The organism is Photobacterium malacitanum (assembly GCF_900185615.1).
Lineage (GTDB): Bacteria > Pseudomonadota > Gammaproteobacteria > Enterobacterales > Vibrionaceae > Photobacterium > Photobacterium malacitanum.
Map to the genome: position 1 here is coordinate 813,722 of NZ_FYAK01000002.1, position 14,145 is coordinate 827,866.

The following is a 14,145-nucleotide window of genomic DNA, read 5'->3' on the forward strand; positions in this document are numbered from 1 at the left end:
TCGAATTACCATTAATTTACTCTTAAACTATATATTAGTATTGATTGTTACAGCAGCTTCAAGGCCATCATATAACGCAATAAGTTGTTCCGTTAATTTATGTTTAGGATCCAAATGTAGCATTGGACGCTGTTGGTAATGTGACTCTTTCATTTTGATAGATTGCGGTAAATAAGGCGTCAAAATAGGAAAGCCAAGCGTTTTTATCTCTTCAATAATCTGTCGAGGAAACTTTGCTTGTGCGTTAAACATATTAACCACAATCCCTTCTAGCTCTAAATTGCGATTATGATCATCACGCAATTCAGCTAAATTATCCATAACTTTAATTAACGCTTGCTGAGAAAAATTATCACAATCAAAAGGAATAAGAAGCTTATGAGCGGCAATTAACCCTGACTTGGTATAAAAATTTAAATTCGGTGGCGTATCAATATAAATCCTATCAAAATCATTCTCTAACGCATCAAGAACATCACGGAGTTTATATATTTTATAACGTCGCTCTAATTCAATTTCTAATTTATCAAGCTTTGGACTGGAAGGTATGATAAATAAATTGTCGTAAGCTGTAGCTTGAGGGTAATGACTAATAGGTGTCGAGACTCCAAACCATGATGCGGTTTGGTTTAACAGCTCTGCTATGGTTTTATCATTAGGTTGATTAATATCAATCCCTAAATAAGCACTACTATTACCTTGAACATCCAAATCTATCACTAATGTCTTATAGCCTTTAGCTGCACTAATTGCAGCTAAATTAACAGTAATACTCGATTTACCTACTCCGCCCTTTTGATTAAAAATAATCCTGCGCATTCATTTCATCCCTGATCATCGATAACTATCAACAACTATACACACTCATGCATATAGTTGTTAGTTAAAGATATCATTTGAATCAATATTGTATATACAGTTGGCGGATTATTTATTAAACCTGATACAACTCTAATGGCAAACCATCAGGATCACTAAAAAAAGTAAACGCTTTATCGGTCAAATCATCAATACGAATCGGTTCAACCTCAACCCCATTCTGTTGCAGATAATCGACAGTCAAAGCGAGATCATCAACAGCAAAAGCTAAATGGCGTAAGCCTTGAGCTTCAGGGTAACTCGGGCGCTGGGGAACACCATTAAATGAAAATAATTCGATTTGACTATTATCTGGCAATTTTAGATCTAATTTATATGAATCACGATCTTCACGGTAAGTTTCACAAATAATTTCTAATTGTAGTAATTGTGAGTAAAACGCTTTTGAACGTGAGTAATCACTACAAATAATCGCGACATGATGAATGGCTTTTAGCATATTACTTTTCCGTTATTGTCGGACCATTAGGTACGTTGATCATTTGAAAAGGCGCAATCAAATGAGGGTTATGACGAATATCGACATGTTTGATTAATGTAGCACCATAATTTAAGTAGGTCAGTAAAGGATTATGACTAACATCTAATGTTTTTAAACGGTTAAAACTAACATTAACAATCTTTAATTGTCGATTATGACTAATATTTAAATGGGCTAATTTATTGTGTTCAACACTTAGCACCTGTAATTGTGGATTATGACTAATATCAATATAGGTTAATTGATTTGATGACAAATCTAATGTTGTTAAATGAGGAAAAAAACGCACCTCTCGTGCATCTCGAATATTAAAATGACTACATTTTAATGTTGTAATTTGATCGATATTTTTTTTACCTTGTGCAAATACACAACGTTTAAAATTTGGGTCAATAAATGTTAACGACGTAAGCGTCGGTCGCACTTGTTGCGCACACCCAGCCAGTAGTGATCCAATGATAATAGCAACCATGCCTGACCATATACGGCGATTATTCACTCTTTATTCCTTTATTAATCTTGTCGTAGTGGACGAATAACTGACTCTAATCCTTCGATTTTGAACTCTAATGCTAGTGCCATTAGTATTCCTAACTGTCCTTCTGGAAAACCTTTTTTTTGAAACCATAATAAATATTCATCTGGTAAATCAATGAGAACTCGACCTGCATATTTCCCAAATGGCATTTTCATATTTGCTAATTGAATCAGATGTTGTTTTTGAAACATAACGGTACACCAACAAGATTAAAAGCTATTTATGGCTGTCATTACAAATAATGACAAGCCGCTGACTTATGTGGATATTGCATAACTTACGATATAAAAAACTGCGCATATCGGTAAAAATTTACTTGATTAATAGCCTATAATTTAACAACTGAACATTTACATTTTTCGCGATCTTTGTCACACTTAGCGTCCGTTTTTTCAGTGGTACCAAACGGATATACTCGGTAATCAACTAACGCTTTTTGTAATTCTACTTATCTACTGATTACCAATAACAAAAGTCATTTAAATCTCAACACCTTAAAATAAAACCACACATAAGATTAAGAGAATATCCATGAGAAAAACGCTACTAACAACACTATTTATTGCAACCATATTAACGGGTTGTGCAAGCTCACATAAAAATGCAGCGGATCTTGTTAACACATGGACAGTGAGTTCTATCGATGGTTATACCCAACCTGTCGACGCCTTGGCAACCAAGCCAAAACTACAGATTAATAAAAACCTTAATGTTAGCTACTCAGGCTGTAATACATTAACAGGTAAAATACGCCTCACAGCTCAAGATCTGACGACTAAAAATTTAGCATCGACTCAAAAAATGTGCATTCAAAATGAACAAGCGACTGTTGATGGCTTCGTAAAACAAATGCTTACTGGACCATCTAAATTTTTAGTCAACAATAATACTTTGATTTTAAGTTCAGCTAACCACACAGTTACTTTTAAACGCGTCGAAAACAAATAACACGATTATTGTCCACAATAATACTATGATTATTGTGGCTTTTCTTTTTATAGCGGTGCAACAGGTGTCACTAATAATTCAGCCACAATACGCTTCAATAAAAAGGTTTCTCGCTCAATCGACATCCCCTTTTTATCAGACTCTTGCATCGTCTTTTCATTATGCGCTATTGCGCTATAAATGTTGATCCACACCGGTTTCATACCATTTTTCTTTTCATAGTCTTCTAACCTTGTTTGCCCTAATTGCGGATCAATTTTGCACACATAACAAAATGATTCCATGTGGACGATATCATGTTCAGGTTTATACCAAGGCCGAAATTCTTCATATAAACCAAACGGTTCGATATCATGAATATTGGTCGCCCCCGTTTCTTCTTCTAATTCTCGAATTAATCCTTGAACCTGATCTTCGCCTGCATCAATACCGCCACCAGGTAAGGTATAGTCATCATAACGGGCAGTATATAGCATCAAAATATTGTCACCATTAAGTACAATTGCACGTGCTGCTTGGCGGTGATATATCGTCAATGTCGGTGAGTGAAGATCGGTATTGATTAGATCAGCATGAACTGACGATGTTAAAAAACGCATTGCTGTTTACTCATTTAAATTTTAGACGAATATTCTACCCAATTAGCCATTATAAAACGAATCTAATTGGCATAAAAAAGCCTCCGGTAAAGGAGGCTTAAAGATAGTAAGTGCTTAGTTACCAGTTAAACAGTTTATTGAAGAACCCTTCAACTTTATGCTTCACTTTTTCAGCCTGACAATTCTGTCTAAGATCACCATGCGGATCCCAAATAGGCATTCTTGTGTTACCAGTACAACTTGGAATGTATTCACCATCAGCGGCGATATTATAATTTTCAGCTTCAATATTCGCTGGCTGACGTAACAATAATGGCTCAGGTTTACGGTGCTTAATATAGTCAGTGTAAAGACGTAATGCGCCACTTGCGCCTGTCAGGTGAGTACTCTTATTATCATCACGCCCCATCCAAACAGTCACCACTTCACGGCCATCAATACCTACATACCAGCTATCACGACCATCATTAGTGGTACCAGTTTTTCCTGCTAAATGGGTATTAGGGAACAATTTATTCAATGAATGCGCGGTACCAAATTTAACGGTATCTTGCAATGCAAACATTGTTAACCATGCCGCCTGTGGTGGCACAACTTCAGCCGCTTTAGGCCAATTTTGATATAGCACCTTACCATTTTCATCAACTACCGCATTTAAGGCGGTTAATGGCGCTAAATAACCTTCATTGGCAATACCTTGGTACATTTGAGCCACATCTAACGGCGACAATGCTATTGAGCCAAGGAATAATGATGGCACTTGAGGAATATCATCACGTGGAATGCCTAATTTGGTCAGTGTATCTGTTACTTTATCGACACCGACTGCCATGCCTAAATTAACCGTTGGTACATTATACGATTTCGCCAATGCAACAAATAAAGGCACTTCACCACGATACTTACGATCATAGTTACGTGGGCTCCATGTTGCGCCATCATGCATCTTAATCGATAACGGCTGATCCTTTAACGAACTTGCTAAACTAAATCGTGCCGGATCTTCTAATGCAGAAAGGTATAACGCTGGCTTAATCACTGAACCAACTTGGCGCTGAGCATTTATCGCACGGTTATAACCTGCAAATCCGGGTTTATCCCCACCTATCATGGCGCGGATTTCACCTGTGGTGCGATCAACAATTACCACCGCTGTTTGTAAATCTTTACCTGCACGCTTTTGTACTTCAGGCATCACTTTAGTCACTGCTGCTTCAGCTAATTTTTGTGATTGAGGATCCAGTGAAGTAAATATACGTAAACCTTTACCAGCTTCAAACGCAGCGCCTGCTTTTTGTTCTAGTTCTGCTTTAATTTGGTCAAAATAGGCAGGTTGACGTTTAGCCAGTTGGCCTTTTTTCTGAATATCTAACGGCAGTTTAATCGCGGCTTGATAAGCTTTATCACTTATTTCACCGTCTTTATTCATTAACTCTAACACGATATTTCGGCGTTCTTTAGCACGCTCGGGGTGACGCCAAGGATTGTAATAGGTTGGCCCTTTTACCATACCAATTAACAATGCTAATTGATCAACCCGCAACTCTGATAATGGGCGATCAAAATAGTAACGTGAGGCTAATGCAAAACCATGTATACCGTGGCTACCAAACTGAGCCAAATAAACTTGGTTCATATAAGCATCAAGCACTTCTTGCTTACCATAGCGAGTATCAATAATGATCGCCATGTAAGCTTCTTTAAATTTACGCCAAAATGTTCGCTGACTACTTAAAAACATATTTTTTGCTAACTGCTGCGTTAGCGTACTACCGCCTTGTACGGTATGACCCGCTTTAATATTGGCAACAAATGCTCGCGCAATACCGACTAAAGAAATACCATCATGCTCATAAAAATGGCGATCTTCAGTATCGATTAAACCCGCAACGAGTAGTTTTGGCATTTTATCTTCAGGTAAATAAATACGTTGCTCTTCAGAATGTGCTTCAAGCATACCAAGCATCTTGGGATCGATATGTAAAAAGCCCAGCTCTTTATTCGAATCTACATCCATGATGCGGGTTATACCGTCATTATTAAATGACACTGAAACATGACGCGCGCCTTCAGGGCCTTCCTTAAAGTTAAATGGTCGACGTACAAAATCAACTTTCCAACCATTAGCTGCATACTCGCCGCTCTGATCAGGCTTAGCCACTTTTTGGTAACCTAAAACTTTAAGTTCATTCACCAACGTATTGTAGGTTATTGGTGCACCAGGCTGTAATGCCATTTCACGCGCATAGACAACGGAAGGTAACTGCCATAACTGACCAGCAAACTTAGCACTAATTTGTTGGTTTAGGTCATAACCTAAATAAGCCATACCCGCAGTACCTATTAGTGTTGCACCAATTAAGGCACGAACAATAACACTACGTTTTTTCTTCATTGGGGGTACTTGCGAAGGTGATTGTTGATTATTTGACGTCATAAGCCTGTTCAATGTAATAAATTTGTCATAACCACTTTATATATCTCTGTGGCAGCCAACGTATATTGGTAAAAGTATTCGCTTGATGATACCAGTGTCTACATACTGGTTTTAAAATAGAAATACTATAACTTAATATATAAATTTGGTTGTCATCACGTTGTCAGATATTTTACGGCTAATCTATCAGCTTGAGTTTTATTAGCCTTTTGAGCCTAAATACTCCAAAATACCCATCTTTATTTATTCGCCTTGGATCAATCCTGATCGGCGTCGTGGTATCTGCGAGAAATTATATGCAACGTGATTATACTTTAAACTGTCTTTTAACCATGCCACGTCATGAATTAGAAGAATTTAGCCTTCGTGTAATAGGTCGTATGGTACCAGAAGATGTGATGCAGGAAATCTTTACCTTTGATCAAGAAGAAATTGACAGTGAAGAGCGTTTAAAATCAACCCAATTTGATGCGATGTTACGAATGACGGCAATTGCATTAGGGGAAGTGAATATTGCGTTTTCTGATTCTGATAACGCTCAACAAAACAGTGAGCGTATGATCCGCTTATTGTTATGGCATTTTTATGCTATTTCTTTTCAGCTTGAAGAAGCGGTTACTCTAGAGCAGCATTGTGCGGAAGTTGAACAAATTCTTACTAACGCACCTGATAATGCGTTTGGTTGGGTCAGTGTGTTAACAGAGTTATTGCACCGCTATGCTAGCTTAAGTGAACAAAAAAATTAATAAAAGCGATCTCTCATATGATCGATCGTCACAGCTTATATACTGTGATGCTAGATAACAAAAAGGCGTACCCTTCTAGGTACGCCTTTTTTAATGCTTAATTGCCGATCTTTACCGTGAATTGCAGATCACTATTAATAATCGAAATCGCTATACTCCGGACTATCGAAACGCGAACGTGTCACACGACGTTTCTTCTTACCACGAGATTGCAGATCTAAATCCTGAAAATCATCTCCAAACTCAGAATTGAATTTTGATTTGCTGCCTTTGTGAAATTTTTGGTTTAACTTAGCCATTTGCGTTTCCTGAACTACATCCAGAGTAGATAATTATTAAAATAGAACACAGGCAATTGTAATGTTCTATTGTGACAAAACAGTACTAAGTTAATGTAAAAAACATGACAGACAATCCGGTCCATGGTTCATTGTTTCTTACCCTAGTAGCATTTTTTCTTAGACTAATTCAGGAATTCACTTCCGTACAACAAGTTATTTTGCTGGTAACAACAAAAGCTTTCAATCAAATGCTTTCGATCACATTCTTGAATGGTACATCGATAATTGCATTAATTAATGCCTCTTTATCATTATCTTCACGCCACACCACATACAGGCTCTGCTCCATAATTGGTGCATCTTCAACAACATACAATTCGCCTAAGGCAGTACTGCTTGCAACAACTGGTGAAGGGAAATAACCGACACCGCCATTAGACAGAATATAATCAAGCGCCATCTTGCAAGAATAGCTATGTAATACTGGCGTCCGCTGTAATTCAGGTATACGGCTATGCTCGACTGAGAATCGTGTGCCCCAATCAAGATAAATAAGTGGCATATCACGCACACTGTGCACATTACAATGTGGCTGATTCGTCACTAACTGTAATTGATAATCGCGTACTTTTTGAACATGCAAGTTTTCAATTTTTGGCGGCTCACTGGTAATAAACAAATCAATACTTTTATCAAACAGACGTTTCGCCATTCCTTCTCGCTTGACAGATTCTAAACGTAAAGCAAGCCCTGGTACTGTCGCGTAAATACGATTGATCCAAGCAGAAATACCATCAAATTCCCAAAATAACGGTGATGCACCAATCGTCAATTGCGTATTTAAACTATCTGTTAAGGCTACATCCTGTTTTGCTCGCCCCCAGGTTTGCAAAATAGCTTCAGCATAAGGCTGCAAACGTTCACCTGCAGCAGTAAGGTGCACATTTCCGCGTTGACGAGAAAATAACGGATTACCTAATTGTGACTCAAGTTGGCGAATACGAAAACTAACGGCAGATTGCGTCAAATATAAGTTATCGGCAGCACGACCAAAGTGACGTGTTTTGGTAACTTCCAAGAACGTTTTAAGTAATTCTGTATCCACGGCAAAATTCTCAATAATAAGAGTAGGTTAAATTAAAAAATAACGGTATATATAAGTCATTATATCGCGAATAGATTCAATGGTTATATCCATCGAAATAGTACAACCTATTAGCGTTGAATATTAATCAAATATTTTCATCTTAACAATAAAAAATAATTGATTTACAACCTTGCAAGTCTGGATAAATATCTGCTCAAATCACATCAAGGACTTTATGAATGAGAAGTGAAGGTAAATTTTACGACGATAAAAACTTCCCACGCGGCTTTAATCGCTCTGGAGTTTTTACTATTAGTGAAACCAGCGTATTAGAAAACTATGGACGTACTATGCGCGCCCTATTTGACGGCACTACACAGCCAATTGATGACTCAGAAACTCAGTTTTTAGCTGAAGTTCAGGGCCAACAACAAGCTGTATCTGAGTTTGGAAAATGCTGGATTAAATACCTAAACCACACCACTCATAAAACACGTAGTTATACATTATGTGTTTCACAACGGGCTCACACAACGGGCTCATATGGTGAGGATGATGATAGCGATAGTGATAACGATCTCGATTATTAATAATCACTTTTAGAAACGGATTTTCAAAACAGTCGCCAATAAAATGAAGCCATCCCACTTAGTGTGATGGCTTATTTCTTTATATTAGCCTGTAAAATAATTTAACAGGCCTCTTTTTGGTATAGCTATGAAAATTTGTTTTGTTATGTATCCGTGGGAACGCGTTGAAGCAGAAAGTGATTCTACTTTACGTTTGATTCATGAAGCCGCAAGCCGCGGTCACACGGTTGCAATTACAACACCGAGTAACTTAACCATGCGCGACAGTATGGCAATTGCTTTCTGTAACGTATTAAAAAAGGGTGAAGTCTCAAACAATATTCCAAGCTTCTACCGTAAAGCTGAATTTAATAACGCCGAGTTACCACTTGCAGGCTTTGACGTTATTTTTATGCGTGCTAACCCACCATTAGATACGATGGCATTGAACTTTTTGGATTCAGTGCGTGACCATACCTTTATTGTTAACGATATTGATGGTCTACGTGTCGCAAATAACAAACTTTATACTGCGTCATTACCCGATCCAAACAAAGAATTTATTCCTGTTACTCACGTCTCTAAAAACCGTGATTACCTTGAGCGTGTTCTTGATGAGTCACCACAAGATCGTATGATTCTTAAGCCATTAAACGGCTACGGCGGTAAAGGCGTGATCTTGGTTGAAAAAAGTGCGAAATCAAGTGTGAAGTCACTGCTTGATTTCTACATCGGCGATGATCAGAACTACGTTATTCTGCAAGACTACATTGAAGGCGCAGAGCAAGGTGACGTACGCATTATGCTGCTAAATGGTGAGCCTATTGGTGCTATGCGTCGTATTCCTGCAGAAGGCGATGTACGCTCAAATATTCATGCTGGCGGTCGTGAAGTAAAACACGTTTTAACCAAACAAGAATTAGCACTTTGTAAGCACATTGGCCCTAAATTGGTACGCGATGGCCTTTACTTCGTTGGTTTAGATGTTATTAACGGCAAATTAGTGGAAGTTAATGTACTAAGCCCTGGTGGTATTACGCGTATCAACCGTTTAAATCGCGTGAAACTTCAGCGTAATGTGCTTGATTTTGTAGAAAGCGTGGTGGTTGCTAAAGAAGTTGGCATCGCCCGCAAAAATGATTTTCGGAAGGTAATTGCAGATGCAGCTTACTGAGTTAGAAATTTTAGAAAAAATTCGTAGTCTTACGCCATTTGAAGCACATCTTGATGATGGTAGCCTGATGATTCGCATTAGTGAATATCAGCCCTACATTGCAACTGCGGTCCATAACGGCCACAATCTGCGTCAATCATTACAAACACAATGTGCGTTGACAGAAGAAGAACGTTACTTTGAAGAAGATCCCTTTACTGGCGACTTCATCTCTTCATTGCCGATCGTATTGCAAGGCGAAGATTCACGTTATGAGTATGATCTCAATCGTGCACCTGAAAACTGCATTTACGATGATGCATGGGGAAAAAATGTTTGGTCAACACCATTAAGTGATGCCGAACGTGAAATATCCTTGGCTAAACACCAGAGTTACTATCGCATTCTACAATGCTTAGTTGAAACATTAGAGCTGCAATTTGGTTTGTGCTTAATTTACGATATTCATTCGTATAATTACCAACGTGTTGATACTGCCACACCAACCTTTAATGTTGGGACCATGCAGGTCAATCGTCGCCGCTGGCGCAAAGAAATTGATGTGCTACTAGAAGGGCTTAACAATGTTGAGCTGCCTAACATTGATGTGACAGCACTGGAAAATGATATTTTTAAAGGCCTTGGCTACCAAGCTGCTTTTATTAAACAGCACTTCAAAAATACCTTAATTATGCCGATTGAGGTTAAAAAGATTTTCATGAACGAAGAAGGCGGTGAAGCCTACCCTCTTGTTATTGAAAAATTGAAAGAATCGATGAAGACGGTGATCACGGAACATGCTGCGTTCACGATCACTAAGCGCACCAAAGCCAAAGGGCTAACTGGTAGCGATGTACTTGCATCAAATCTTTCTAAAGAAGTGATCAATCTCGATCGTAAGTTGTATAAAATAGCGCGAGGTATTAATACCCTAAGCTATATTAATCCAACTAACCTCAAGCAAGAAAAAAGACGTTTTTTAAGTAAGCCATACAGCTACCAGCCACAGTTTACTTACCGTCAGTTAGATTTGGATCCGTACAAATTCCGTGAGCAACTATATCGCTTGCCGGTTGAAACGATCCGTGATGCTGACGTACAAAAAATGTACCGTAAAGTTATCGATCAACTTGCTGTGCGTATTGACCTATTATGCAGCATTGGTACTGATGAATTTTTATACAATTCGCTACGTTATTACGGTCAGCCAGATGAACGTGATATTGCCAACGCTAAATTTATTTTGCATGCGTGTGAATATAAAGAGCAGCAACCTGCGAATATCAGTGCTAAAGAAGCAATAGAAGCCTTTAAAGTGGCTGCGGCTGAATATGACATCCCTTGTAAAGTGGTTGCATCAAAGCAATTGATTGCACGAGCAATGGTGAGCGGCAAGGTTATCAAGGTCAATCCAAATAGTCGCTTTACTCAAGGCGATCTAGATGCATTGATCCATCATGAATTAGGTGTGCACCTTGTCACTTCAGTCAATGCTGAAAGACAGCCACTTAAAATTTTGCAATTAGGCTTACCGGGTAACACTCATACTCAAGAAGGTCTAGCAATTTTATGTGAACACTTATCTGGTAGTTTCCCGCTGCACCGCCTTAAAACATTGGCGTTACGCGTGGTTGCCGTAGAAATGATGGTTAATGGCGATAGCTTTAACGACTGTTTTAATAGCCTACGTCATGATTATGCGATGTGTGATGACGAAGCGTTTACTATTACAGCACGTGCTTATCGTGGTGGTGGTTTTACTAAAGACTTCCTCTATCTACGTGGCTTAAAAGATGCGATTCAGGCGTATAAGACAGAAGACTTAACCTCATTATTCATCGGTAAAACAGGGTTTGAATTTAAGCCATTACTTGATGAATTAATTGAGCGCGGTATTTTAAAAGCGCCAAGCTATATGCCAAAAGCATTGGAGATCGAAGCTGATATCGATCCTGTGATGGACTTTATGCTAAATTCTATTCGTTAATAGTGAAACATTAACACTGAAGTTGATATTTCAATTGAGACTAAAAAGCGACCATGATGGTCGCTTTTTTATTTGCTAATAAGTTAATCAATTACAGTGGTAATCGCTTACTATCAACACGAATAATAACACAAGTCAAAATAACCAAAGTAACAGCAATAGCAGCAAGTAATACAAACACACCATTCCATGAGTATGCTTTTTCAATCATTGCAATTGGCGCACCAGCAAGCGCAGCACCAACATAAGTGACACCGCCTTTAAGACCTGTTGCAGCACCCGCACCATCAGCATGAGAAGCTTCAATAATACCTAACGCAAACAACATCTGTGGGGCATAGATACCAGCACCAATAATGAAGAAACATACCGCAACAAGTAAGTAGCTCATATGGATAGTAAGACCAACACCCACCATACCTGCAATTAATACAAAGCAGTAAATTAAAATTGTTTTCCAGCGATCTGCGCCAAAGAACTTATCGGAAATAATACCTGATGTCAGACCGCCTAAAATACCACCGGCTTCAAACCAAGCAACTAATGAATTAGAACGAACGAGGTCCCAATGCAGTACATCAACAAAGTAAACGCTAACCCAGTCGCTTGAAACAGTACGGATCACATAAATACATAAGTCACCGCCAATCGCTAACCAAATAATAGGGTTAGTCAGAATGTAGCGTTGAAACATTACCCACATTGATAAACCTGTTTCAGAGCGCTTATTGATCTCTAATTGCTTAGTATCGTTACGCCAAACACCCACATTTGGTAAGCCGTAGTTTTCAGGTTTACCACGCATCAAAATAGCGGCGATCAAGGCCTGTACTGCAGTAATCGCTGCAGGCACATAAAACGCATAACGCCAGTTACCCGTATAAGCAATAACAGCAGAAGCAATTAACGGCGCCAATGCACCACCAACATTGTGGGATGTATTCCATAATGAATACCAACCACCACGTTCAGATTTTGAATACCACTGGCTGATTGCTTTAGCAATAGGAGGGAAACCACAACCTTGCACAACAGCGGTTAAGCAATACAGTGCTAGCAACATACTAACGCTGTTGGTCATGCCAATACCGACGTTAATAATGGCAATGACCACTAATACCGGTGCTAAAAATAAACGTGGATTAATTCTATCGGCTAAAAGGCCTGAACTAAATTTTGAAAGGCCGTATAGAATATAATAAATCGATGAGGCTAAACCAAACTGTACCATGGTCATGCCGAGATCTTTCATTAACAATGGCGCTGCTGCAGCAAACGCTTTTCTTGAAATATACATCACGGTATAGGTCAAGAACGTTGTAATGATTATTTGCCAGCGAAGGCGTTTATAAGTCGCATCTAGTTTTGAATTATTCATCAAATAGGGATCGTTCAAAGAGGAATTTTAGAAAGCGCACAGCGTACTCTTTGAAACAATTAGTTACAATTTAATTATTTGGTTACTATTTGAGCTTTGGAATATTCATTCACAGTCAAGATTAACGCACTTATCAGACCAGATAAAAAACAAAATACATATCATTTTATAGAATAAAAAACTTAAAACATTAAAATAACAGCATGACACGATCAGCTTTTGAATCAGTCACAGCATAATTGTTTGCGAAAAACACCTTCTATTACAGTTAAAAAAATAAAAACAACACACAAAAAATCGTCATTTTTTCAACATTTGTAGCAACGAATCTATAAAAAATAAACATTGGTGTCATTTTCTCAAATCGTAGCCAATAAAAAAGGCAGTTTAAAAACTGCCTTTTTTATGTATCAACTTTTACGCCTAGTTTGCAGGAACAACACGGGTTGTGCTTCCTTGTTGATAGATATCAACCCGCTGCCCAACACGGAAGATCATGTTAGGATCCACTTGCTGTACAACCGCAACTGTACGTCCACTGTCTAGCTTAATAACAATGTTTACACCCTGGCGTTTACCTACGGCATCACCAGCACTATTACCTAAAGCACCACCAGCAAGAGCACCACCGATTGCGGCAATATCAGAACCTGAACCACCACCAATCTTTGAACCTAAAATGCCACCAATAGCAGCACCTGCAAGTGTACCAATCGTACTTTCGCCATCAGAGCTCATTGTAACAGCATCTAGTTTGGTAATCGTGCCTGTAGAAACAGTTTGCATTGTGCGTGCTTCACCAACATTGTAAGCATCACCATAAGGGTTTTGAGCACAGCCAACAACACCTAATGACAACATCATTGCCACTGCAACCATGACTTTTTTATTCGATTTTGCTTGATGACTCAAAACAACCTCCTACTAATTTAAACCCAACTTCACGTACTAAGTGTGGCTGTAAATTTAATATTTGCCACATCTTATTTACTGGGATGGTTATAATATAAAACAGCGTACATTTATTTGCAAAAAAAAGAGCACTTATGTGCTCTTTTTATT

The 14,145-nt window shown here is 38.4% G+C and carries 15 protein-coding genes; 5 read left to right on the forward strand and 10 right to left on the reverse strand.

What is annotated here, in order from left to right:
* Positions 1-27 precede the first annotated feature (27 nt).
* The 4 genes from PMAL9190_RS08825 to PMAL9190_RS08840 all read right to left on the reverse strand — a co-directional run bounded on the left by PMAL9190_RS08825 (position 28) and on the right by PMAL9190_RS08840 (position 2,089).
* Positions 28-819: a ParA family protein gene (locus PMAL9190_RS08825; protein ID WP_087844822.1), complete on the reverse strand. Its 792-nt coding sequence runs from the start codon at positions 817-819 to the stop codon at positions 28-30.
* A 115-nt stretch (positions 820-934) separates the two neighbouring features.
* Positions 935-1,318, reverse strand: coding sequence for an SMU1112c/YaeR family gloxylase I-like metalloprotein (gloA2, locus tag PMAL9190_RS08830; protein ID WP_087844823.1), 384 nt, complete (start codon positions 1,316-1,318; stop codon positions 935-937).
* 1 nt (position 1,319) lies between these two features.
* Positions 1,320-1,859, reverse strand: a complete 540-nt coding sequence (locus PMAL9190_RS08835) for a leucine-rich repeat domain-containing protein (protein WP_235004328.1) — start codon at positions 1,857-1,859, stop codon at positions 1,320-1,322.
* A gap of 14 nt (positions 1,860-1,873) precedes the next feature.
* The gene (locus PMAL9190_RS08840; protein ID WP_060996750.1) at positions 1,874-2,089 is read right to left on the reverse strand and encodes a DUF3820 family protein; all 216 of its coding nucleotides are present in this window, start codon (positions 2,087-2,089) and stop codon (positions 1,874-1,876) included.
* 340 nt (positions 2,090-2,429) lie between these two features.
* Between PMAL9190_RS08840 and PMAL9190_RS08845 the strand changes: the two genes are divergently transcribed.
* Positions 2,430-2,846, forward strand: a complete 417-nt coding sequence (locus PMAL9190_RS08845; RefSeq protein ID WP_087844824.1) for an META domain-containing protein — start codon at positions 2,430-2,432, stop codon at positions 2,844-2,846.
* Positions 2,847-2,893: 47 nt separating this feature from the next.
* Here PMAL9190_RS08845 and PMAL9190_RS08850 read toward each other — a convergent pair whose 3' ends face one another.
* Together PMAL9190_RS08850 and mrcB are read right to left on the reverse strand one after the other, a co-directional pair.
* Positions 2,894-3,445, reverse strand: a complete 552-nt coding sequence (locus PMAL9190_RS08850; RefSeq protein ID WP_087844825.1) for an NUDIX hydrolase — start codon at positions 3,443-3,445, stop codon at positions 2,894-2,896.
* Between the two features lie 118 nt (positions 3,446-3,563).
* Positions 3,564-5,882 carry a penicillin-binding protein 1B gene (gene mrcB, locus PMAL9190_RS08855; RefSeq protein WP_087844826.1) on the reverse strand — a complete coding sequence of 773 codons (2,319 nt, stop codon included), beginning with the start codon at positions 5,880-5,882 and terminating at the stop codon, positions 3,564-3,566.
* Positions 5,883-6,178: 296 nt separating this feature from the next.
* Here mrcB and PMAL9190_RS08860 point away from each other — a divergent pair, with 296 nt between their 5' ends.
* Positions 6,179-6,628 (forward strand): exoribonuclease R, encoded by a 450-nt coding sequence (locus PMAL9190_RS08860; RefSeq protein WP_087844827.1) that lies wholly within the window; start codon positions 6,179-6,181, stop codon positions 6,626-6,628.
* A 134-nt stretch (positions 6,629-6,762) separates the two neighbouring features.
* Here PMAL9190_RS08860 and PMAL9190_RS20315 read toward each other — a convergent pair whose 3' ends face one another.
* Both PMAL9190_RS20315 and hdfR read right to left on the reverse strand, forming a co-directional pair.
* Entirely contained in the window at positions 6,763-6,927 is a 165-nt protein-coding gene (locus tag PMAL9190_RS20315; protein WP_162840651.1) for a hypothetical protein, read from the reverse strand.
* A gap of 226 nt (positions 6,928-7,153) precedes the next feature.
* Positions 7,154-8,014: an HTH-type transcriptional regulator HdfR gene (gene hdfR, locus PMAL9190_RS08865; protein WP_087844828.1), complete on the reverse strand. Its 861-nt coding sequence runs from the start codon at positions 8,012-8,014 to the stop codon at positions 7,154-7,156.
* Between the two features lie 221 nt (positions 8,015-8,235).
* Here hdfR and PMAL9190_RS08870 point away from each other — a divergent pair, with 221 nt between their 5' ends.
* From PMAL9190_RS08870 to PMAL9190_RS08880, 3 genes are all read left to right on the forward strand, one after another.
* The gene (locus tag PMAL9190_RS08870; protein WP_087844829.1) at positions 8,236-8,586 is read left to right on the forward strand and encodes a MaoP family protein; all 351 of its coding nucleotides are present in this window, start codon (positions 8,236-8,238) and stop codon (positions 8,584-8,586) included.
* A gap of 127 nt (positions 8,587-8,713) precedes the next feature.
* Positions 8,714-9,739, forward strand: coding sequence for a glutathione synthase (gene gshB / locus PMAL9190_RS08875; protein ID WP_087844830.1), 1,026 nt, complete (start codon positions 8,714-8,716; stop codon positions 9,737-9,739).
* Positions 9,726-11,705, forward strand: coding sequence for a flavohemoglobin expression-modulating QEGLA motif protein (locus PMAL9190_RS08880; protein WP_087844831.1), 1,980 nt, complete (start codon positions 9,726-9,728; stop codon positions 11,703-11,705). Before gshB ends, PMAL9190_RS08880 begins: the two co-directional genes overlap by 14 nt.
* Positions 11,706-11,796: 91 nt before the next feature.
* On the opposite strand, the gene PMAL9190_RS08885 is transcribed toward PMAL9190_RS08880, so the two are convergent.
* Both PMAL9190_RS08885 and PMAL9190_RS08890 read right to left on the reverse strand, forming a co-directional pair.
* Positions 11,797-13,083, reverse strand: coding sequence for an MFS transporter (locus tag PMAL9190_RS08885; RefSeq protein WP_087844832.1), 1,287 nt, complete (start codon positions 13,081-13,083; stop codon positions 11,797-11,799).
* 423 nt (positions 13,084-13,506) lie between these two features.
* Positions 13,507-13,962 (reverse strand): outer membrane lipoprotein, encoded by a 456-nt coding sequence (locus PMAL9190_RS08890; protein ID WP_087844972.1) that lies wholly within the window; start codon positions 13,960-13,962, stop codon positions 13,507-13,509.
* Positions 13,963-14,145: the final 183 nt, after the last annotated feature.

Excerpts from the sequence above, each read along its gene's own strand:
- PMAL9190_RS08845 (WP_087844824.1), top strand. The coding sequence starts at position 2,430 with ATGAGAAAAACGCTACTAACAACACTATTTATTGCAACCATATTAACG.
- gshB (WP_087844830.1), top strand. The coding sequence starts at position 8,714 with ATGAAAATTTGTTTTGTTATGTATCCGTGGGAACGCGTTGAAGCAGAA.
- PMAL9190_RS20315 (WP_162840651.1), bottom strand. The coding sequence starts at position 6,927 with ATGGCTAAGTTAAACCAAAAATTTCACAAAGGCAGCAAATCAAAATTC.
- PMAL9190_RS08850 (WP_087844825.1), bottom strand. The coding sequence starts at position 3,445 with ATGCGTTTTTTAACATCGTCAGTTCATGCTGATCTAATCAATACCGAT.
- mrcB (WP_087844826.1), bottom strand. The coding sequence starts at position 5,882 with ATGACGTCAAATAATCAACAATCACCTTCGCAAGTACCCCCAATGAAG.
- PMAL9190_RS08840 (WP_060996750.1), bottom strand. The coding sequence starts at position 2,089 with ATGTTTCAAAAACAACATCTGATTCAATTAGCAAATATGAAAATGCCA.
- PMAL9190_RS08880 (WP_087844831.1), top strand. The coding sequence starts at position 9,726 with ATGCAGCTTACTGAGTTAGAAATTTTAGAAAAAATTCGTAGTCTTACG.
- PMAL9190_RS08885 (WP_087844832.1), bottom strand. The coding sequence starts at position 13,083 with ATGAATAATTCAAAACTAGATGCGACTTATAAACGCCTTCGCTGGCAA.
- PMAL9190_RS08890 (WP_087844972.1), bottom strand. The coding sequence starts at position 13,962 with ATGGTTGCAGTGGCAATGATGTTGTCATTAGGTGTTGTTGGCTGTGCT.
- PMAL9190_RS08870 (WP_087844829.1), top strand. The coding sequence starts at position 8,236 with ATGAGAAGTGAAGGTAAATTTTACGACGATAAAAACTTCCCACGCGGC.
- gloA2 (WP_087844823.1), bottom strand. The coding sequence starts at position 1,318 with ATGCTAAAAGCCATTCATCATGTCGCGATTATTTGTAGTGATTACTCA.
- PMAL9190_RS08825 (WP_087844822.1), bottom strand. The coding sequence starts at position 819 with ATGCGCAGGATTATTTTTAATCAAAAGGGCGGAGTAGGTAAATCGAGT.
- PMAL9190_RS08860 (WP_087844827.1), top strand. The coding sequence starts at position 6,179 with ATGCAACGTGATTATACTTTAAACTGTCTTTTAACCATGCCACGTCAT.